Origin of the sequence: Thioclava arctica, assembly GCF_040892615.1 — a bacterium.
In the GTDB taxonomy this organism is placed as follows: Bacteria; Pseudomonadota; Alphaproteobacteria; order Rhodobacterales; family Rhodobacteraceae; genus Thioclava; species Thioclava arctica.
The window spans coordinates 1-18,864 of record NZ_JBFRYC010000014.1 but is presented as its reverse complement, the minus strand read 5'-3'; the positions used below and the strand labels follow the sequence as shown (position 1 = coordinate 18,864).

Below are 18,864 nucleotides of genomic sequence, written 5' to 3'. Positions count from 1 at the left end.
CTCAGCTGATCTGCAGTAGTTTTTGGACGTCCTGCTGGGCGCCTTGGATCACACTGGTATTGGCTTGGTAGGCCTCTTGATAGTTGATCAACTCAACCAGTGAGTTCGAGGTCTCCACATTCGATTTCTCGAGCGCGCCTGCAACCAGCGAGCCGTTCACTCCGGCACCGGACTGGTTGACCACCGCGGCGCCGGAATTCGTCGAGGCTTGGAACAGGTTGTGGCTGGTTGGGATCAGGCCCTGATTGTTGATGAAGCTCGCCATCGCCAGCGTCGCAACAGTCTTGGTGCGGCCGTTGGAATAGGAGACGTTGACATCCCCATTCGCGCTGACCTTGGTCCCGGTATAGGCGCCCGGCGCGAAGCCGTCATTGGTCAGCGAGTTGATCGCGAAGTCCTGATTGCTCAGGGCAGTCCCTCCGAAATCGAAAGCGATGTTCGAGGGGGCCGCGCCATTGCCCCAGTTCACGTTCAGCGTCGCCTGAGCACCAGAGGTGAGCGTGCCGTCGTTGCCGAAGGACAGGGTGGTGAGTGCCTGCGCCGAGCCCACGGTCGTGCCCGAGGCCGCCTCGGGCTGGGCATAGATCGACCAAGGGCTCGGAGTGGTGGCCGAGGCCGAAGCTGCCTGACGTGCAAAATAGAGCTGGATACGGTTGGCATTGCCCAGCGAGTCAAAGGCGGTGACCGAGGTTGCCTCGTCGAACGTGTTCGAATCCGTCGGATCGAAGGGGGTGGCATTCACCGGGTCGGCCGAGTTGAGCGCCGCGTTCAGGCTGATCTGCGCGCTAGCTTGGGCCGGTTCGGGCGAGGTCGAGATAGAGACCGGGCCAAGCAACCCGTCCGCCTGTCCGTTAGCCTTGATGCCGAAGCCCTGCACCGCAGAGCCGTTGCCGTTCTGAAGCTCGCCGGTCGGGCTGAGCTGGAACCCTCCGTCGCGGCTGTAGCTGGTCGTGCCGTTTTTCTCGGTAATGAAGAAGCCGTTGCCCTGAATAGCGAGATCAAGCGCGTTACCGGTGCTCGTCAGGTCGCCTTGCGAAAAATCCTGAGACGTGAAGCTCGCGGTCACGCCTTGGCCGACGCCGTCGCTGCCCCCCGCGGGATAGGTGTCGGAGAAATGCGCAGTGCCTGACTTGAAGCCGACAGTGCTGGCATTGGCGAGGTTATTCGAGACGACATTGAGGCCGGTTTGGGCACCAAGAAGACCGGAAAGGGCGGTATTGAGTGACACTGGGTTCAGCCTCCGAGAACACTTACGATTTGCGATAGATCGACCGGCTGGGTGGCACCGGCGAGCGAAAGGGTGGGGGCGCCACCGGACAGGTTGACGGTCCGGACAGTCGCGTTGTGATAGGTGGTTGCGGCGACCTCCGAAGAGCCGGACGTGGCCGCGACATCGTAGGCGTAGGCGTAGCCCGCGCTGCCACCGGTCCAGCTAAAATTGCTGAGGCCCGCAGGCAGGTCGTGCAGCGTCAGCGTGTGCATCACCTTGCCGCTCGCGGGGTCGGTGATCTGCACCTTCACCGTGCTGGCCGGTCCCGAGAGGCTGAAGCCGCCCGTCACCGTGCCGTCGGCATTGGCCACCGCGCTTGAGCCGCCTGCCACGGCCACCGTCTTGCCGATCAGGTTGGACGCCTGCCCCAGTTCGGCCGCGCCGGCAATGGCGCCGAGCGAGTCGACCTTGGCGTTGAGCGCGTTGATCCCGCTGACAGTGGAGAGTTGGGCGAACTCGTTTGCGAGATCCTGCGGCTTGGTCGGCGAGGTCGGATCCTGATTCTGCATTTGGGCAGTGAGAAGCTTGATGAAATCGGCCTGCGTCAGGCCGCTCAGTCCGGCGCCGTCGGCTCCGGACGTGGCCGGAGCGCTGCTGGTTCCTGCAGCGACACTTGCAGCGGCGGAGGTGTTGGTCATGGCGGTTCCTCGTTCCCGATCAGTCGATGAAGCTTTGCAGCATCGCTTGGTCCAGCCGCGTCGATTGCTGGAGGACCGCGATCTGGGCCTTGTAGCTTTGTGTGGTGCTGATCAGGTCGGTCATCTGCTGCACCTGATCGACATTGGATTGCTGAACGTATCCCTTGTCATCCGCGTAGGGGTTGCCCGGGTCGTAGACCAGCTTGGGCGGCGCGTCGCTTTCGACCACTTCGGCCACGCTCACGCCTGCAGCGGGCGAGCCTTGCAGCACCGGCTCGGCTTTAAAGACGGGTTCGCGGGCTCGGTAAGGCTCGCCGCCGGGCGTCGTGATCGAGTCTGCGTTGGCGACATTCGACGCGATCAGGCTCAGGCGTTCGCGATTTGCCAACAAGCCGGAGCCGATAATGGTTGAGACGTCGGGAATGGGGCCAGTCATAAGGTCAGATACCGTTCGGATTCGGGCGCAGCGCGGTGATCAAATCCTTTGTGGATTGATGCAGATAGGTCACCTCGGATTTCATCGCATTTACGTTTTTCAGGGACTCGAGTTTCTCTGCAGTCAAAGAAACATCATTCCCGTCGAGATTAGATGGATTGCCCGCTTTGTATTGAACTTCCCCAAGGCTATTAATTCCCGATTTCAGCGCCGAAGACAGGCTGTTTTCAAAATCGATATCAATTGCGTGATATCCTGGAGTATTCGCGTTTGCCACATTCGATGCGATGAGGCTTTGACGCTGTTCACGCAACGTCAGGTCTGCCTGGGCAAAAGAAAGAAATACAGGGCTACCAGCGGCCATTTTAACTCACATTCTTAGGTTGTGGTGGACGTTATTTCAGCCTGCGCCTAGCCGCAATGTGCAAAGATGTAACAAATGCGTGCGGTCGTCGTGATCTTAAGAAAATTCAGTAAAAACAATTGTATATATGAATATATACTCATTTTCTGGGGTGTGTCTTTTCGGTAACGTTTCAAAATTTCACACACGTTTAACGTTTAAACGATACCGTGAGTTGACCAGTATGGCTCAATGCCATTAGAGGGCATCCCAAACGTAAACGCGCGAGGATTCCGATGTCTGTATTGCCTCTATCTTTAATTGGCTTTTCGAACGGACATTCCGTTACCGAAAAGGCGTCGGACGGTGCGAGCGGAGCATCCTTTTTAAAAACTGTAGAATCGGCTCTCAATGCTGTGAGTGATGCTCAGAGTTCTGCAACGTCCGCAGAAAATGCGGTTGCTGCGGGCAAGCCCGGTGCGTCGCAGGCAACTGCTCTGGTTCTCTCCGATCGGGCTGAAATTGGGTGGAATGGCGTGGTGGCTGTGAGAAACGAGGTCGTTTCGGCCTATCAAACGCTCTCTAATATGCAGATCTGACGGACAATATGACTTTAAAGGATGCGCGGGCGTTTGGTTCGAACCTGTTAGCCCGGCTTAAAAACCTACCGCTTTCCATAACGCTCGTCGTGGCAACAGTCGTGCTCGGCATCGCCGTTCTGGCGGCGTTCGAGTTTTCAGGCGAGCGCTACACCGTTCTGTTCGACGGGCTGTCGCCTGCGCGCGGCGGCAAGGTGATCTCCGCGCTCCAGAAAGAGGGTATCCCATATCGCCTGAGCCAGGATGGAAACGTGATCTCGGTCCCCGAATCCGATTTCGGGCGCGCGCGGTTGCGGTTGGGCGTGGCGGGGCTGCCTGAGACCGGCAGCGAGTCAAGCTGGCAGGCGCTTGAGAAGTCATCGGTCACCACCAGCCAGGCCGCCACCCAAGCGTTGCAGTTGCAGGCCACCGAACACAGCTTGCAGGAATCGATCACGGCGCTGTCGGGAGCGAGCCAGGTGCAGGTGCTGCTGGCCGAACCGAAGGATACGCCGTTCCTCGCCGATCAACCGCGACCGAAGGCTTCGGTGATCCTGACTGCCCCTCCCCAGGCGGACCAGGCTATCGGCATGGCGATTGCCAAGGTCGTGGCCGGCGCAGTGCCGGGGCTGGACGAGGCGGATGTCGTCGTGGCCACCAGCGGCGGCATGATTCTTTACCCTCAGGGCGATGTCGGCGATATCGCGCAGCAGCTCGCCGTGTTGAAGCGGATCGAGGCGGCTCAGGAGGCCAAGATACGCAGCCTGTTGGCGCCGATCCTCGGGGCGGGGAACGCGCGCGTCACTGTCTCGGCAGATATTGATTTCGCCGCGACCGAGGAACAGTCGGTTCGTTACGGGCCCAATTCCGTCTTACGCTCAAGCGACGAGCAGTCGCAGACGCGCAACGGCAAGGATCCTGTCGCGATGGGGATCCCTGGGGCGCTGTCGAACCAGCCGCCGGGCAAGACCACCGCGCCGCTGAATGCCAATGGTCAGGGCGCGCAGCCCGCCAACGGCCAGCCGCAGAGCGCGTCGCAACATACCCAGAAGGACTTCGTCGTCGACAAGACCTCGACAACCCGGCGGCCTGCTGCGTGGTCGGTCCGTAAAGTCAGCGCATCGGTGGTGGTGAACAAGGCCGCACTTGGATCGACGAGCCTCGACCAGCTCAAGGCGATGATCGGCTCGACCATCGCGGGACCAGTGGGCCAGATTCAGGTAACGAGCGCGAATTTCGTAACCGGAGCCGAGGCTGTCGCGCAGGCGCCTGACGCGCAGATGTCGCTGATCGTGCAGGCTGGGTTGCTACTCGTCGCGGCCCTAGGATTCCTGTTCGGCGTGGCGCGCCCGCTGGTGGGCTGGTTGCGCAAGCGACCAGTGCGGCCTTGGGCCCCGGCACCAGCCCCCGTGGTCGCGATGCCCAAGCCGGCCCTCGAGGACAGTATGGACGTCGTGCATCTAAAGCGGATCGCCGAACAGGTGGGCGAGGCTGGCAAGGAGCGACCTAAGGCGATGGCCGGCGTGTTGCAGAAATGGCTGTCGGGAGATGTCCCGAGCCTCCAACCGGAGGAGGACGGCGCATGATCGAGCCGGATAGCGGGATGAGCGGGGCAGCGATGGCTGCCTATGTTGTGATGTCGATGGATGAAGAGGCCGCGACACAGGTACTGCGCCACATGGACGAGGCCTCTATCGGCATTCTGACCGCCGCAATGTCGGAGATGCACGAACCTTCCCGCGACGAGGGCGTGCAAATCTATGCCCGGCTGATGGCGGAGCTCGAGGCTGGCGGTGCGATAGCATCAGGCGGTTTCGATGCCTTCGAGTCGCTGCTGTCGCGCGCATTCGGGGACAAGCGCGCCCATGACATGCTTGAGCGGATCATTCGCACCAGAACTTCCGATCTCGACATCCTCTCGAAGATTGACGGACGAACCCTTGCCGATCAGGTCAAGGACGAACGACCGCAATTGCTGGCCGTGCTGCTGGGGCAGATGACTCGCTCGGCCGCAGTGGAGTGTCTCAACGCCTTCGATGAAGAGCTGGCGACAGACCTGATCCATCGCTATGCGCGGCTCGAAACGATCCCCAGTGTCGCGCTCGCCGAGTTGAAAAGCATGCTCTCGGACCATCTCGGCACGCAGATCGCGACACAGGCCAGTTCGACCGGGGGCGTGCGTCAGGCCGCTGACCTGCTCAACGGTATGAGTGCCGGTGCCGCGGAACGGGCGCTGTCGCGGATTCGCGAAGAGGATGCAGATCTTGCGGACCAGATCCGCGCGAACATGTTCACCTTCGACGACCTGCTGGGGCTGCCGGACCACTTCCTGCAACAGGTCATCTTTGAGGTCGGGCCCGAGCGGCGTTCCCCCGCGCTGCGTAGTGCCACGGAGCAGACCCGCGAGCGTTTCTTCGCGAATATCTCGCGCAAGGATGCGGCGATCCTCAAGGACGATATCGAGAACGGCCCGATGGTGAAGCGCGCGGATTCGCAGGCTGCCCAGCACGAGTTCGTCGAGGCGGCGATGCGACTGTCGCGAGAAGGTCGGATCTCGCTCAGCAACGAGGAAGATATGGTATGACCCGGACCCTGACGCACGCTCTCCTTCCGTCCAGCGCGGCCGTACCGGTTGACCGGGCCGCCCGCGCAGATGCGCATCAGGCGCGTGCCTTTGACTCGGCCTGCTCCGAGGCCTGTGCCGTGCCCCGGACTGGCGCGCGGGACGATCACACCCGAACGGATCAGGGAGCCGATGTGGAGCGCGCGGGCGCGACGTCGAAAGAAGCGTCGCCGGATGCGCAGACACAGAGCGACACTGCGCTGGTGACAGGGGTTGAGGAAACAGCGCGGGATGACGCCCGTCCGATCGCGTCTCGTGACGCGAGTCGTGTGGCTGATCGCAAGGATATCTCGTCGCTGGACACGATGCTCGCACGGGCCGCCCCTGGTTCGGGACCTGCGGCTGCGGCGACGACAGTAAAGAGCGACAAGGCGAGCTCGGTGGGTGAGCCGGGCGCGCAGCAGGCGCATGCGATCCCTTCAAACCGGAACGCCACGTTGCCGCCCCTCCCCCGCGATGTGGACACGACGCCGGTGAAGCCGGCACAGGCTGAGGATCTCGCAATGCGGGCGGTCTCGATCGCCCCTCGCAGACAGGCCGCAGAGATCGGCGCCGACGGGATGGATCGGTCTGCGCCCGGTGCGGAACAGCTACGCGCGCCGGGGGGGCGGCGCATGCATGATGACAAGCGTCATGACCCTGCCGTGGATGTGATGCCGACCCAGTTGTCGATTCCGCACGGCATCCCGCAAATCCTGCCGCAGCCTGTGACGCCGCACAGCAACCGCGAGACGGAACGCGACGCAGGCGCCGTCGCTGCGCTGGCCGCATCCTCCGCGCCCCAGCCCGGCGCGCTCGGCCCAGTGACCGGACTGGCCCCTGTCCAACCCCTTCCGACAGAGCCCGAAACCCAGCCGCAATTGCTGCATTCCGCGCTCTCTCTGGCCTCGGACGGGGGTGGCTCGGCCAAGATAACCTTGCATCCGCAATCTCTGGGCACCGTGGTGGTGCGGGTGGACGTGACTGCGCAGGGGGTGACGCACATTCACCTGAGCGCCGAGACCGATGCCGGCTACCGCGCGCTCGCGGCGGAGACGGGGCATCTGGCTCAGAAGCTTGCGCAGGGAGGTCTGAACGTGGGCTCGGTGCAGGCCGCGATGGCGGGCATGCCGGGCGGCACCAATGTACTGACGCCGCAGCCCGGAGTGGCGGGGGGGGCTCAGGCGCCCCAGTCCGGATTCGCCGATGCAGGGGGCGCGGGCGGTTTCGCAGGCGATGCGCAGCACCAGCATGCAGGGGGCGACCAGCATCGGCCGCACCCGCAAGACACCCCGTGGGAGGCGCCTCTTCCGCCTGCAGGAGAGAGCGACGACAAGACGGTGAAAGCCTATGCCTGACACCCCCGAATTCGAGCCCATCGACCTGATCAACCCGACCACGGTCTTCGTCAATCGTCTGCCCGACATGTCGGGCGTGGTTGAACGCTTGTTCCGCTATTTCCGGACGCAGCTGTTTCAGGAATTTCGGTTCGGCGTCGAGATCCAAGAGGGCAAGTTCCAAATCGTCAACCACGACGCTTATCTCGCGCCGCGCGACGGTTACCACCTGTTCGCCATCCTCAACCTCTCGCCGATCCGGGGGCTGTCGCTGGTGACGTTGGACGGTGCGCTTCTGGCCGCGTTGGTCGATGACCTGTTTGGCGCCGATGCACCCGCGCCTGAAGACAAGCTGCAGCCGCAGATCTCGAACATGGAAGCCCGGATCGGCCGCCGGCTGATTGAAATGATAGGGCCTGCGATCAGTGCCGCCTTCCAACAGTATTTCGTGGTCCAGCCCGAGGTCGTGCGCACCGAAGGCTTCGCCGCTCTGGCCTCGGTGGGCGACGCGGTCGAGCCGTTCTGCAAGATGTCGGCCCAGGTCAGCTTGCCTGCGGGCGGCGGGACGATCTCCATCGCGATTCCCTATCGCGGGCTGGAACCCTACCGTGAGATCCTCGGCTCGCCTGCTGGTGGCCAGGCCGAGCTGGAGGCACGCAGTAGGTGGACCGACCACCTGTCCGAGGCGATCGAAGAGGTTCCCGTCGAGATCGGCTTCGAAATCGGTACGGTCTCGATGTCGGCGGGCGGTTTGTCCGCGCTGGCCGTGGGCGACATGCTTCCATTGACCTTCCATCGCAATGCCCGCGCGGTGATCGGCAAGACCACGATCGCAGACATTTCCTATGGGGCTGTCGGCCCGAATTACGGAGTTTTCTTTGAAAATGACCAACAAAAAAAATGAGCCCTCCGATCAGGCGCCGGTTCAGGTCGATCCGCTTGAGCCGCCGGTCGACACCGCAGGCGCTGCGCGTGCGATCCCTGCAACCACGGTCGATTCCGTGCGCGTGACCATGGTCGTCGAGATCGGTCGCGTGAACATGACGATCAAGGAACTGCGCGGCACCCGGCAGGGCACGGTGATCCCGCTCGATCGTGCAATCGGCGAGCCGATAGACATTCGTGCCAATGGTAGCCTGATTGCGCGAGGCGAGGTGGTCTCGACCGAGGGCCACAAATACGGCATCCGGGTAACGGAGATCGTTGGAACGGACGACTCGGATCATCCGGCATGACGGTGCCGGACTGGTTCAGCTTAGGCGCTGTGAACACCTTCCTCGCCATCGCGGGGCCGGCGCTTGCGACCTGCCTACTGCTTGGCGTTGGTGGCGCGATTTTGCAGACCACGACCCAGGTTCGCGAGGCTGCGCTGGGCTTCGTGCCCAAAGTGATCGGGCTGCTGGTCCTCGTGGCGCTCGGCGGCGGCATGATGCTGCGCTTTGCCGAGAACTATACCACCCATGTTTTCCAATCGATTCCCGAAATCGTTCATGCCCACGCCAGCCGTTAAGCCAGCCATATCACTTCCGCGGCCGTCGATAACCTCGTGGCTGGCCGGCCCCGCCATCGTTGGCGCGGTGCTGACGATGTTGATTGTGCCTCTTTCGCCCCTGGCGATCTCGTTGATGTTTGCGGTCAATATCGCCGCCGGGCTGGTGATCCTGGCCGCCGCGATCTATGTCACCGAGGCCTCCGATCTGCTCTCCTTCCCCTCGATCCTGTTGGCGACCACGCTGATGCGACTGGGGCTGAACGTCGCGACGGCCCGTGCGATCCTGCTCAACGGCTATACGGGGCCGGGGGCGGCGGGCTCGGTCGTCGAGAGCTTCGGTCGCCTCGTCGTGGGCGGCAATTACGTGATCGGGATCATTATCTTTTGCATCCTGATCGTGATCAACTTCGTGGTCATCACCAAGGGGTCGAGCCGGGTCGCCGAGGTCTCTGCGCGTTTCATGCTCGACTCTCTGCCCGGCCGTCAGATGGCGATCGACGCGGATGTGAATGCCGGCACGCTGAGTGCGAAAGAGGCCGAACGGCGGCGCGGTCAGCTGCGCGCCGAAGCCGATTTCTTCGGCGCAATGGACGGCGCGTCGAAATTCGTGCGCGGCGATGTGGTCGCGGCCATGGTGATCCTTGTCGTCAATCTTGTGGGCGGGCTGTTGGTGGGGATGCTCCAGCACGGGCTGCCGCTTGCGGTCGCGGCGCAAAGCTACACGCTGCTCACGATCGGCGACGGGGTGGCGGCCCAGATCCCCTCGCTCACGATCTCGATTGCTGCCGGTCTGATCGTGACGCGGGTGTCCAACGGCCAGAACATCTCGAACCAGATTGTTGGCCAGATCTCCAATCATCCCGAGGCTATGCTGGTCGCGGGTGCGCTTTTGCTGATCCTTGGGCTGGTGCCGGGCATGGCACATCTACCCTTCCTCGGCTTCGGCGCGATCTTGGGTGCGACGGGACTGCGCGGGGTGCAACGCAAGCGGCGTGCGCAGGAGGCGGAAACCGCCGAGCCTGCTCCCGCGGCGGCCGACCAGAAGCCGGCTGCGGTCGATGTCTCGAGCGTCCAGACGGTGGATCCATTTGGCCTAGATATCGGCTTTGCGCTGGTGCCGCTAATCGGCGAGCAGGCTCCGGGCAAACCGACCCTGATGACCCGGCTGACTGCCATCCGCACCCGCTTTAGCAAGCAGATCGGCTTCGTGCTGCCCAATATCCACATCCGCGATTCCGAGCAGGTCCGGCCGCAGGAATACCGCTTCGTCATCCGCGGCGGCGTGATTGGCCGCGGCGAGGTCTTTCCCGGCCAGATGCTTGCGATCGAGACCGATAACATCATCGACCGGATCTCCGGCGGGCGGCCCGCGAAGGAGCCCGTCTTCGGCACTGACGCGCTCTGGATTGGCGAGGCGATGGTGGCCGATGCCGAGACCGCTGGTTACACCGTCGTTGATCCCTCGAGCGTCATCGCGACGCATCTCGATGCAATGCTCAAGCGGCATGCCTGGGAGATGCTCGGCCGCGGCGAAGTCGAGGAAATCGTCGGCCATTACGCGCGCAGCCATCCGAAGCTTATCGAGGACCTGCGTGCGCGCTACCAGATGGGGATGGTGCGTCAGGTGCTCTCGGGTCTGGTCGCCGAGATGGTCCCGATCCGCGATTTCGAACGGATCGCCGAGGCCATGGTCGATGCGCCGGAAGCCGCAACGCGCGATCCGGAAATGTTGCTTGCCGCCGTGCGCCAGCGGATCTCGCGGCTTCTCATCGCGCCCTATCTGGGCGAGGGGCAGGTACTTCAGGTGCTCGCGCTCGACCCCGAATTCGAGGGGATCGTGATCAAGTCGATCGAGACAGCGCGCGCCCAGAACAGCTCTGCGATCTCCGAGCCGGGCATCATGCGGATGCTGCGCGCGGCTGCCGCCTCGGGCAAAGAGCTGGCGGCCTCGCGGGGCGTCAAGCCGGTGCTCGCCGTGCCTGGGTCTTGTCGCCGGGCGATCGCGCGCGTGATTGCAGACAGCTTCGCGGTGATTGCGCTCGAGGAGATCCCTGATAACCAGCCCACGACCGTGCTCGGCGTGATCCGCCCGCCCGAAGAGGCCGCACAATGAGCGCCCCGCAGCAAGACCCCAGTCCGGGCGTTCCCGAGCCCGAAGAGGTGCTGGTCCAGAGCGGTAAATGGATCACGCGCACCGCGTGGCGGCTGCATGGCCGGATGCCCTGGGCCGAGGTGGACGACATGGTCCAGACCGGTGTGTTGACCGCGCTTGAGCTGCGCGACCGCTTTGATCCCGCGCGCGGCGTGCCCTTCCCGGTCTTCATCAAGCCACGGGTGCTGGGCGCGATGATCGACATCTCGCGCCGTGCGGGCTCGATAAAGCGCCGCGAGGAGGCCTATGTCGCCGAGAGCGAGAGTGTCACGCCCGATGACGCGCTTGACCTGATCATCGGTTGCGAGAGCGCCGATATCCTCGCAGAGGAAATCGAAAAGCTACCTGAGGATGAACGCACAGCGATCTCGCTGTTCTACCTTGAGGAGCTTCGTAACAAGGATGTCGCGGGGATCATGGGGGTCACGGAAGTGCGCGTCGTGCGCTACCGCGAACGCGCCCTCACGCGCCTCGCTGCGGCAATCCATCAAAGGACCTTCATGACCGACCAACAATTCGAAGAAACCGCGGGAGAGAGTTTATGAGTGCCATTCTGGGAATTCTCCTCGGGATATCCGCGATCATCCTGACCAGCCAGCTCGAAGGCGACCCGTTGCTGGCGCTCTTCAAGGTCGATGCCGCCGTCATCGTGTTCGGCGGGTCGATCTCGGCATTGCTCGTGCATGCTGAATGGCGCTCGATTGTGAACGCGGTCAAGCAGGCAAGCTGGCTCGTCAAACCGCCGCCAACCGATACCGTGAAGCTGATTGGGGACATGTATGATTGGGCGGGCATCATGCGCAGCTCCAGTGCGCTCGCGCTTGAGGATGCCGCCGATGAGGTCGACGATCAGTTCCTTAAGGTCGGACTGGGTCTGATCGTGGCTGGCCAGAGCTACGAGGAGGTGCGCGACGTTCTCTATACGCTGGGCGATATCGAGGATCGCGAGAATGGCCAGGGCGGCGAGATCTGGGAGGCTGCCGGAGGCTACGCGCCCACGATCGGCGTGCTGGGCGCCGTGTTGGGGCTGATCCACGTCATGCTGCGGCTTAACCATCCCGACGAACTCGGTCCGGGGATCGCTACCGCCTTCGTCGCAACGATCTACGGGGTGGGGGCGGCAAACCTCGTCTTTTTCCCGCTCGGCAACCGTCTGAAAGCGATCGCGGGCGGGCGTACGACCTATCGCGAGATGGCGACCGAGGGGCTGTTACAGCTTTCGAAGGGGACGACCAACCCGATGCGGCTGCGCGAGCGGCTTGAGAACATGCTCGAATCGCGTCGCCGTTCTGGCCTTGACCAAGAGACCGAGGCCGAGGGTGAGAACGTACAGGACCAGAAGGCAGGCTGATGGCACACAGAAGCGGTGACTTCCGCCGATCGCGGCGGGATACGGGGCACAAGCCGAACCACGAGCGCTGGATGATCTCGTATGCGGATCTCCTGACGTTGATGCTGGCGCTGTTCATCGTGCTCTATGCGACCTCGGCGCAAAATACGTCGAAAATGAATGCGATGGCGTCGAGCATGATGGTTGCATTCTCGGGCACGCCACCGTCGCTGATCCAGAAACCGTCTTCGCCGCATGGCCCCAAAAGTCAGCTTCCGAAGGCCAAGACCCTTCCGGTCGAGGCACCGCCAATGCCCAAGACGCCTGCAGTTCCGCAGAACGTCCATCATCTGGACAAGGTGTCGTCGCTGCCGGTTGACCGATTGACGCAGCAGGAGCAGCGCGACCTCCAGCCTTCGATCAAGGCGATCAAAGCGTTGCGCGATAAGCTTCATTCGCTGTTGCAGCCTGAGATCAAGGCCAAATCGATTTCCATCGATTCCACGCCACTTTCCATCAATATCCAGCTCAACGCGAAGATCTTGTTCGGCAATGGGGCGGCCGATTTGACAAAGGGGGCGGTCAAGATACTCACGCCCCTGGCTCAGACGCTCGGCGCGATCCCGAAAGGCTATCGTATCTCGATTCACGGCTATACCGATAACCAGCCGATCCACACCAAGGAGTTCCCGTCGAACTGGCAATTGTCGACGGCGCGCGCGCTCAGCGTGGTGCTGTTGTTCGTGGACAATGGCGTGGCCGGTGAGGCGCTTAGCGCCGAGGGGTTCTCAAAATACCACCCGATCGCGAGCAATGACACCGCGCAGGGACGCCAGCAGAACCGCCGCGTCTCGATCGTGATCTCCGCGCCCAAGCCGGGGCAAGAAGGCCCGTCCGCGCAGTCCGGCGACCCCGCCAGCAAGCCTGCGCCGGAACGTAGCGGGCTTTCGACATCGGTCGGGAACACGGCGGGTCCGGAGGCGGGGCCGCCGAAACCACCCCCCGCGGGTATCTCTGGTCCCGCGGGCGCGCTTGCGCCGGACCCGGCAGCAAGACCGATCATCAAGCCGAAGCCAGGGCAGGGGAGCCCGGACCAGACACCGAAATCACAAGCAACGGCGGACGCGAAGCATGGCTAAGACGAAACAAAAAGGCGCAGGAAAGACCGCCGACGCTCCCGCCGCCCAACGGCCGATCCGCCCCTTCTTCGCAGGTGTCAGCATTGCGTCGCTCTGGGGGGCGCTCCATGTGCCGGTGTTCCTGCGGGTCATGATGATTGGTGGGTTCGCGGCGAAGCTGTTGGCCATCGCCATCGTCGCGAGCGGTGTCCTGATGGCGCTGATGGAAGCCGCAGTTTTGGTAGGGCGTCAGCTGCCGCAACTGCGGGAGGCCCTGTCGAGGTTGCCATGAGACACCCCTTTCGCATCCTGTCCGCGCCCGAACCTCCCGCCGAGACGCCTGAGGGCGAGGCCTTGGAGCAAAGCCTTCAACGCCAGCGCGCGGACGCGGCCGAGGCCGCTCGAGCAGCCGAGGCGGAGGAGCGCGCCCAGCTGCGCAAGAACGCCGCGCAGGAGGGGTACGAGGAAGGGTTGCGGCGAGGTCGTGCCGAGGCGCTCGAGGCCATCGAGGGCGCGATTGGCCCGGCGGTGGAACGGTTGCAGGCGGCCACCGAGCGCCATGATCGCGAATGCGACGCGGTGCGCGCAGCAATGGCGCGAGCCGCAATCACCCTTGGCCAGACCCTAGCCGAGACACTCGTGGGCGTCCCCCGGCCCTTCGACCGCGAGTCGTTGCTCGCGGGGATGCTCGAAGAGGCCCGCGAGGAGGGCGTGCAAGAAGCCACCTTGGTTTGCCGCGCCGCTCCGGAGACGCTGGCTGAGATCGGGCAAGCCTTTCCCGATGCGCTCACGATGCGCGAGGACCGCGAGATGCGGCCAGGGGGCTTTGTGATCGAGCTGAACGATGACGGGGCCACTATCAATCGCTGGGATGCCTCGATCGAGCGCATGGAGCGGGTCATCCGTGAGCTGAGCTCCGATGTCTGAGACTGCGCGCGAGATCGAATTGGCCGCGCAGGCGTGGCTGGCAGGCCATCTGCCGAGGCTGGAGCCGTCCGAGCGCAGCGGCGCGGTGCTGCGCACCGAGGGCGAGCTGATCACGGCGAGCAATCTTGCAGTGCCGATCGGCTCGCGCTGCACGATCGCCACAAGGGTCGGCCCGATCGGGGCCGAGGTGGTGGGCTTTGACGGGCGCCTCACGCTTCTGATGGCGGATCGTTCGCTCAAGGGGTTGCAACGCGGCAATCGGGTGACCGCCGTGCCGGGTGGCGTCTCTGTGACGGTGGGCGCGGGGCTTCTGGGCCGGGTGCTCGACGCCTATGGCAACCCTCTCGATGATCGACCGCCGCCTGCGACCGGGCAGAGCTGGCCGCTTGAGGGGGTGCCGATAAACCCGATGCATCGTCAGCGTCTGACACAACCGCTTGACGTGGGCGTGCGCGCGCTCAACGGGTTGACCACATTGGGCCTCGGGATGCGCACGGGGCTTTTTGCGGGCAGTGGCGTGGGCAAGAGTACGCTTTTGGGGATGATCGCGCGCCATGCCAAGGTGGATTGCTGCGTTCTGGCGATGATCGGCGAGCGTGGGCGCGAGGTGCGCGAGTTCATCGACGACCACTTGGGTGAGGCGCTTGCCCGATCTGTCGTGGTGGTCAGCGCCGCCGACACGCCCCCGCTCGCGCGGATGCTGGGAGCGCAGCGCGCGGCCTCTATCGCGGAAGGATTCCGCGCCGAGGGGCGGAACGTGTTGCTGCTGGTGGATTCGCTTACGCGTCTCGCGATGGCGGGCCGCGAGATCGGGCTGTCGGTGGGCGAGCCGGCCGCGACACGCGGCTACCCGCCTTCGGTCTTCGCCAAGCTTGCGAGCTATGTCGAGCGCGCCGGGATGGGCGGGCCGGGGCAGGGCTCGATCACCGGGCTCTACACCGTGCTCGTTGAGGGCGATGACCATGTTGGCGACCCAGTGGCCGATACCGCGCGCTCGGTGCTTGATGGGCATGTCGTGCTTTCGCGGCGTATGAGCGAGGCCGGGATCTACCCGCCCGTGGATATATCGATGTCGCTCTCGCGTCCGATGCCCAGTCTTGTCGAGCGCGATCACAACGCGGCCGCGATGCGCTTTCGTTTCCTGTGGTCGCGCCTGCAGGAGAAGCGCGAGCTGGTCGATATCGGGGCCTATGCGCCCGGCCGCGACACGGTGCTTGACGATGCGCTTGCGCGTGCGCCGCAGATGGAGGCATTCTTGCGGCAGGGCTCACACGAGAACATCCCGCTGGGCGACGCCGAGGCGCGGCTGCGGGAGATCCTGTCATGACGCTCTCGCACAAAACCCTGCGCTTGCTCACGGTACTCTCGAATCGCGACAAGATTCGCGCCGAACAGGCGACGGCAGAGGCCGCGCAACGTCTCGCCGCGCTCGACAGGCAATCGGCGACTCTTTCGGGCTATGTCAACGGCCTCTCGGAGCGGCTGGCGGAGGCGGGCACGCGCAGCGGGATCGAGCTGCGCGCCTATGCGCAGTTCATCGAGATGGGGCTGCGGGCGCGGGCGCAAAACGAGCAAGCGATCAGGGCCGGGCAGGCGGCGCAGACGGCCGCGCTCGACACGCTGGCGAGCGCCACCGAGAAGCACAAGTCGCTTCTACGCGCTGTGGAGCGGGGGGAGGCCGCCGCCGAGATCCTCGCCGAGCGCACCTCCGAGCGGCGCGAGTGACAGCCTATTCGGGCGGCATCCCAGTCGCCTCGAGCGCATCGGGGAAACGCGGGTGCTCGGGCTTGTCGCCGCCCGCCGCCCGCCACGTATCCATCCGCCAGACATAGGCCAGAACTTCGGCCACCGCGCGGTAAAGATGGCCGGGGATCGGACGATCGACCTCGACCTGCCGGTGAAGTGCGCGTGCGAGCGGCGGTGCCTCGACCAGTGGCACGCCATGGATGCGTGCCTGCTCGATGATCGGCATGGCGTTGATATCCACCCCCTTCGCGACGACCATCGGCACGCCGTCACTTTCGCGTCGATAGCGTAAGGCAACCGCGTAATGGGTGGGGTTCGTCACCACCATCGTCGCGCTCTTGACCGATTGCACCTGCCTTGCCTGCGCGGCCTTGCGCATCAGGGCGCGGCGGCGCGCGCGCACATGCGGGTCGCCGTCGTTCTTCTTCGCCTCGTCCTTGATCTCCTTGTCGGTCATCTTGAGCTGGCGCCGGTTCAGCCATGCCTGAATGCCGATATCGGCTATGGCGAGCACCAGCGCGCCACCGGTCGCGCCTAGGATCACGTGGAAGGCCGGACCGCCTAGGGTCGCCAGCGAGATCTCGCGCAGGTTAGCCAATGCGAGAAGCTGGAATTTCTGGTTCACGTAGGCGGCCCAGCCTGCGCCGCCAATCACGATGATCTTGACCGCCGACTTGCCGATCTCGATCAGGTTCGAAAGCGAGAAGATCTGGCCCCAAGATTTCCCAGGGTCGACCCGCTCGAGCTTGGGCATCAGCAGCATGAAGGACATCATCCAGCCGCCCGAGCCGAGGCCCGCGAGGAAGGCCAGCGCCCCGGTTGCCGCCAAGAATACGCCCAGCATCATGGCGAATTCGAGATCGAGCGCCGCGACCGATCCGGGATCGGCGGTGCCCACCGCGCGCAGACTGGCCGCCAGCCAGCGTGACGCGAGCCCGGAGAGCGCGCCGCCGCTGATGAAGACGATCAGGATCGTGCCGAGCGTGATGGCGGCCTTGGGCAGGTCATTCGAACGCTTGATCTGGCCCTTTTCCCGCGCCTTTCGTAATCGCTCCGGTGTTGGGTCGTGTTTTTTCTCGGCGTCGCTGTCTTCGGCCATCTCAGAGCCCCTTGCCGATCAGCTGCGATAGCGCGTGCGCCCCCGCGACCATCAACTGGCCCACCATCGGCTCGATGAAGAAGATGGTGGAGCCGATCACCCAGATGCCGCCGAGAAAGAGAATCGGGAAGCCGACCGAGAAGATATTGAGATTGGGCGACAGCGCGTTGGCCAGCCCGATTGAGAGGTTGAGCGCGAGCGCCGCGGCCAGTGCGGGCAGGGCGAGGATCGTGCCCGAGCTGAGGATCACCCCGGCATAGGAGGCCAGCTCGTGCAGCGCGATCTGGCTTGGCAGCCCCGAGGGGAAGCTACGGAAGGAATGGGCGACCGCGAGGATTGTCCAGAACATGCCACCCGCGCCGAGATAGACCAGCAGGCCGGTCATGTTCAGGATGTTGTAGAGAACCGGCGGCTCTGAAGAGAGGTCGAGCCCTGAGGTGCGCGCGAAGTTCGACCCGATCGCCGCGCCCGCGATCTCGCCCGCCGCGCCGATGGTCGAGACGATGATTCGGCCCACCAGCCCGAGTCCGGCGCCGAACGAGATCTGCACGAGCCCGGCATAGATAATAGCGATCACGTTGTCTGGCAGTGGCGGCCATGGCCCGCCCCAGGCCCCGAGGCAGGCGGCGAAGAGGGCCGACATCAGCACCCGGTGCAGCACGGGGATGTTGCGCGAGCCCAGCACCGGTGCGGTGAGGAAGACACCTGTCATGCGCAAGAACGGCCAGAACGCGGCGGCGAGCCATGCCATGATCAGGTCTTGGGGAACCTCCACCATCTCAGTGCCAGTCCTGCGCAACGAGTGAGGGGATCGCCGCGATCCAGGCATGGGCGAGATGGGTCAGCGTCTCGTAGATCAGCATGCCCGATGAGCTCGCGAAGACCAGCACGATTGTCAGCTTTGCCCCCATCGCAAGTGCCCCGTCCTCAATCTGGAGCGCGCCTTGGACCACTGCGATGAGAATACCGACCAGAACGATCCCCGCGATCAGCGGAGTCAGCGCGTAGGCCAGCGTGATGAGCGCGTGATGGAGCAGCTCGAGCGGGACAACGTTCTTGGACGCGCCGCTCATGCTGGAAAACTCTCTGGAATGTGCCAGCTATACGCAACGATCAGGTTCAAGGCCTCCCCCAGTGATTTCGGGCGCGCCGGCGGCACGCCTGGGACAACAATGGTTCACAAGACGGGCACTCACACAGATGATCGGGTCTAGAACAGCGCGTGACAGGGCTCAAGGCCGTGTCGGGGGGCGAGTGGGAAAAACTTACGCCGATTCGTCCCGGATATGGGCTGGGCTACTCTGCGCGTATCCGGGGCGAATCGGAACGCCAGCGCTTGAAACCCCCTTTGCTCCCAAGTCGAATGCACGAGGGGCCTTGTCTGCAAAACCTCGGGGAACGGGCCCCGTCCTGCGCATCGATGAGTATCCGCACCGCGCAGCCCGTCCAAAACGATCCTGATTCTATCTTCGGAGGGATGCAGCTTGCGCCCCTCTCATCGATACTGCGTATCAACTGTCGGGCCGCGGTGGCGCGCTTGTTATCTTAGACAATCTTCTCGCCGAATCTTTTGGGTGCCTTTCTGATCGTCCATCCCTCAGTGGTTACGATGCGCCAGAAGCTTTCTCCTCTCAAATTGCCCTATTTGGACCCATAGGTGCTGGCGTTAGAAAGTTTTTTTAAAAAAGTGGTTGCGGAGGTCGGGGAGTATCCGTAGAACCCCCCTCACCGAAGCAGCAAACGACGCAGCGACGGTAGCCGGAAGTGCTGCAAGGTGCTGAAAAGCGAAACAAAAT

22 protein-coding genes are annotated in these 18,864 nt (G+C 63.7%); 15 read left to right on the top strand and 7 right to left on the bottom strand.

What is annotated here, in order from left to right:
- Position 1: 1 nt before the first annotated feature.
- From AB4874_RS16885 to AB4874_RS16870, 4 genes are read right to left on the bottom strand one after another with little or no spacing between them, the layout of a single operon-like run.
- Positions 2-1,228 carry a flagellar hook protein FlgE gene (locus tag AB4874_RS16885; protein WP_295529810.1) on the bottom strand — a complete coding sequence of 409 codons (1,227 nt, stop codon included), beginning with the start codon at positions 1,226-1,228 and terminating at the stop codon, positions 2-4.
- Positions 1,229-1,233: 5 nt separating this feature from the next.
- On the bottom strand, positions 1,234-1,908 hold the full coding sequence (locus AB4874_RS16880) for a flagellar hook assembly protein FlgD (RefSeq protein ID WP_295529807.1): 675 nt from the start codon (positions 1,906-1,908) through the stop codon (positions 1,234-1,236).
- A gap of 19 nt (positions 1,909-1,927) precedes the next feature.
- The gene (gene flgC / locus AB4874_RS16875) at positions 1,928-2,344 is read right to left on the bottom strand and encodes a flagellar basal body rod protein FlgC (protein ID WP_295529804.1); all 417 of its coding nucleotides are present in this window, start codon (positions 2,342-2,344) and stop codon (positions 1,928-1,930) included.
- Positions 2,345-2,348: 4 nt separating this feature from the next.
- On the bottom strand, positions 2,349-2,708 hold the full coding sequence (locus tag AB4874_RS16870) for a flagellar basal body rod protein FlgB (protein ID WP_368392853.1): 360 nt from the start codon (positions 2,706-2,708) through the stop codon (positions 2,349-2,351).
- 275 nt (positions 2,709-2,983) lie between these two features.
- Between AB4874_RS16870 and fliE the strand changes: the two genes are divergently transcribed.
- The 15 genes from fliE to AB4874_RS16795 are packed head-to-tail and all read left to right on the top strand — an operon-like array spanning position 2,984 to position 15,948.
- Positions 2,984-3,286: a flagellar hook-basal body complex protein FliE gene (fliE, locus tag AB4874_RS16865; RefSeq protein ID WP_368392852.1), complete on the top strand. Its 303-nt coding sequence runs from the start codon at positions 2,984-2,986 to the stop codon at positions 3,284-3,286.
- Between the two features lie 8 nt (positions 3,287-3,294).
- Positions 3,295-4,851 carry a flagellar basal-body MS-ring/collar protein FliF gene (gene fliF / locus AB4874_RS16860; protein WP_368392851.1) on the top strand — a complete coding sequence of 519 codons (1,557 nt, stop codon included), beginning with the start codon at positions 3,295-3,297 and terminating at the stop codon, positions 4,849-4,851.
- On the top strand, positions 4,848-5,849 hold the full coding sequence (locus AB4874_RS16855) for a flagellar motor switch protein FliG (RefSeq protein WP_368392850.1): 1,002 nt from the start codon (positions 4,848-4,850) through the stop codon (positions 5,847-5,849). The genes fliF and AB4874_RS16855 overlap by 4 nt, the downstream gene beginning before the upstream one ends.
- Positions 5,846-7,225: a flagellar hook-length control protein FliK gene (locus tag AB4874_RS16850; RefSeq protein ID WP_368392849.1), complete on the top strand. Its 1,380-nt coding sequence runs from the start codon at positions 5,846-5,848 to the stop codon at positions 7,223-7,225. The genes AB4874_RS16855 and AB4874_RS16850 overlap by 4 nt, the downstream gene beginning before the upstream one ends.
- Entirely contained in the window at positions 7,218-8,108 is an 891-nt protein-coding gene (locus AB4874_RS16845) for a FliM/FliN family flagellar motor switch protein (RefSeq protein ID WP_368392848.1), read from the top strand. The genes AB4874_RS16850 and AB4874_RS16845 overlap by 8 nt, the downstream gene beginning before the upstream one ends.
- Complete coding sequence (locus AB4874_RS16840) at positions 8,089-8,439, top strand: FliM/FliN family flagellar motor switch protein (protein WP_368392847.1); 351 nt, start codon at positions 8,089-8,091, stop codon at positions 8,437-8,439. Before AB4874_RS16845 ends, AB4874_RS16840 begins: the two co-directional genes overlap by 20 nt.
- Complete coding sequence (locus AB4874_RS16835; protein ID WP_295529779.1) at positions 8,436-8,714, top strand: flagellar biosynthetic protein FliQ; 279 nt, start codon at positions 8,436-8,438, stop codon at positions 8,712-8,714. The genes AB4874_RS16840 and AB4874_RS16835 overlap by 4 nt, the downstream gene beginning before the upstream one ends.
- The gene (locus tag AB4874_RS16830; protein ID WP_368392846.1) at positions 8,665-10,809 is read left to right on the top strand and encodes a flagellar biosynthesis protein FlhA; all 2,145 of its coding nucleotides are present in this window, start codon (positions 8,665-8,667) and stop codon (positions 10,807-10,809) included. Before AB4874_RS16835 ends, AB4874_RS16830 begins: the two co-directional genes overlap by 50 nt.
- Positions 10,806-11,393 (top strand): sigma-70 family RNA polymerase sigma factor, encoded by a 588-nt coding sequence (locus AB4874_RS16825; protein WP_295529771.1) that lies wholly within the window; start codon positions 10,806-10,808, stop codon positions 11,391-11,393. Before AB4874_RS16830 ends, AB4874_RS16825 begins: the two co-directional genes overlap by 4 nt.
- A complete protein-coding gene (locus AB4874_RS16820; protein WP_295529766.1) occupies positions 11,390-12,199 on the top strand; it encodes a flagellar motor protein in 810 nt (269 codons plus the stop codon). Before AB4874_RS16825 ends, AB4874_RS16820 begins: the two co-directional genes overlap by 4 nt.
- On the top strand, positions 12,199-13,317 hold the full coding sequence (locus AB4874_RS16815) for a flagellar motor protein MotB (RefSeq protein WP_368392845.1): 1,119 nt from the start codon (positions 12,199-12,201) through the stop codon (positions 13,315-13,317). Before AB4874_RS16820 ends, AB4874_RS16815 begins: the two co-directional genes overlap by 1 nt.
- A complete protein-coding gene (locus AB4874_RS16810) occupies positions 13,310-13,588 on the top strand; it encodes a hypothetical protein (protein ID WP_295529760.1) in 279 nt (92 codons plus the stop codon). Before AB4874_RS16815 ends, AB4874_RS16810 begins: the two co-directional genes overlap by 8 nt.
- Positions 13,585-14,223 carry a FliH/SctL family protein gene (locus AB4874_RS16805; RefSeq protein ID WP_368392844.1) on the top strand — a complete coding sequence of 213 codons (639 nt, stop codon included), beginning with the start codon at positions 13,585-13,587 and terminating at the stop codon, positions 14,221-14,223. The genes AB4874_RS16810 and AB4874_RS16805 overlap by 4 nt, the downstream gene beginning before the upstream one ends.
- On the top strand, positions 14,216-15,550 hold the full coding sequence (locus AB4874_RS16800; protein WP_295529754.1) for a FliI/YscN family ATPase: 1,335 nt from the start codon (positions 14,216-14,218) through the stop codon (positions 15,548-15,550). Before AB4874_RS16805 ends, AB4874_RS16800 begins: the two co-directional genes overlap by 8 nt.
- Positions 15,547-15,948 (top strand): hypothetical protein, encoded by a 402-nt coding sequence (locus AB4874_RS16795; RefSeq protein ID WP_368392843.1) that lies wholly within the window; start codon positions 15,547-15,549, stop codon positions 15,946-15,948. Before AB4874_RS16800 ends, AB4874_RS16795 begins: the two co-directional genes overlap by 4 nt.
- Before the next feature lie 4 nt (positions 15,949-15,952).
- Here AB4874_RS16795 and AB4874_RS16790 read toward each other — a convergent pair whose 3' ends face one another.
- Genes AB4874_RS16790 through AB4874_RS16780 form a run of 3 tightly spaced genes read right to left on the bottom strand, consistent with a single transcriptional unit; the run spans position 15,953 to position 18,141 of the window.
- Positions 15,953-17,068, bottom strand: a complete 1,116-nt coding sequence (locus tag AB4874_RS16790) for an EscU/YscU/HrcU family type III secretion system export apparatus switch protein (protein WP_368392842.1) — start codon at positions 17,066-17,068, stop codon at positions 15,953-15,955.
- 1 nt (position 17,069) lies between these two features.
- Positions 17,070-17,819 carry a flagellar biosynthetic protein FliR gene (locus AB4874_RS16785; protein WP_295529745.1) on the bottom strand — a complete coding sequence of 250 codons (750 nt, stop codon included), beginning with the start codon at positions 17,817-17,819 and terminating at the stop codon, positions 17,070-17,072.
- A gap of 28 nt (positions 17,820-17,847) precedes the next feature.
- A complete protein-coding gene (locus AB4874_RS16780) occupies positions 17,848-18,141 on the bottom strand; it encodes a flagellar biosynthetic protein FliQ (protein WP_295529742.1) in 294 nt (97 codons plus the stop codon).
- Positions 18,142-18,864 lie beyond the last annotated feature (723 nt).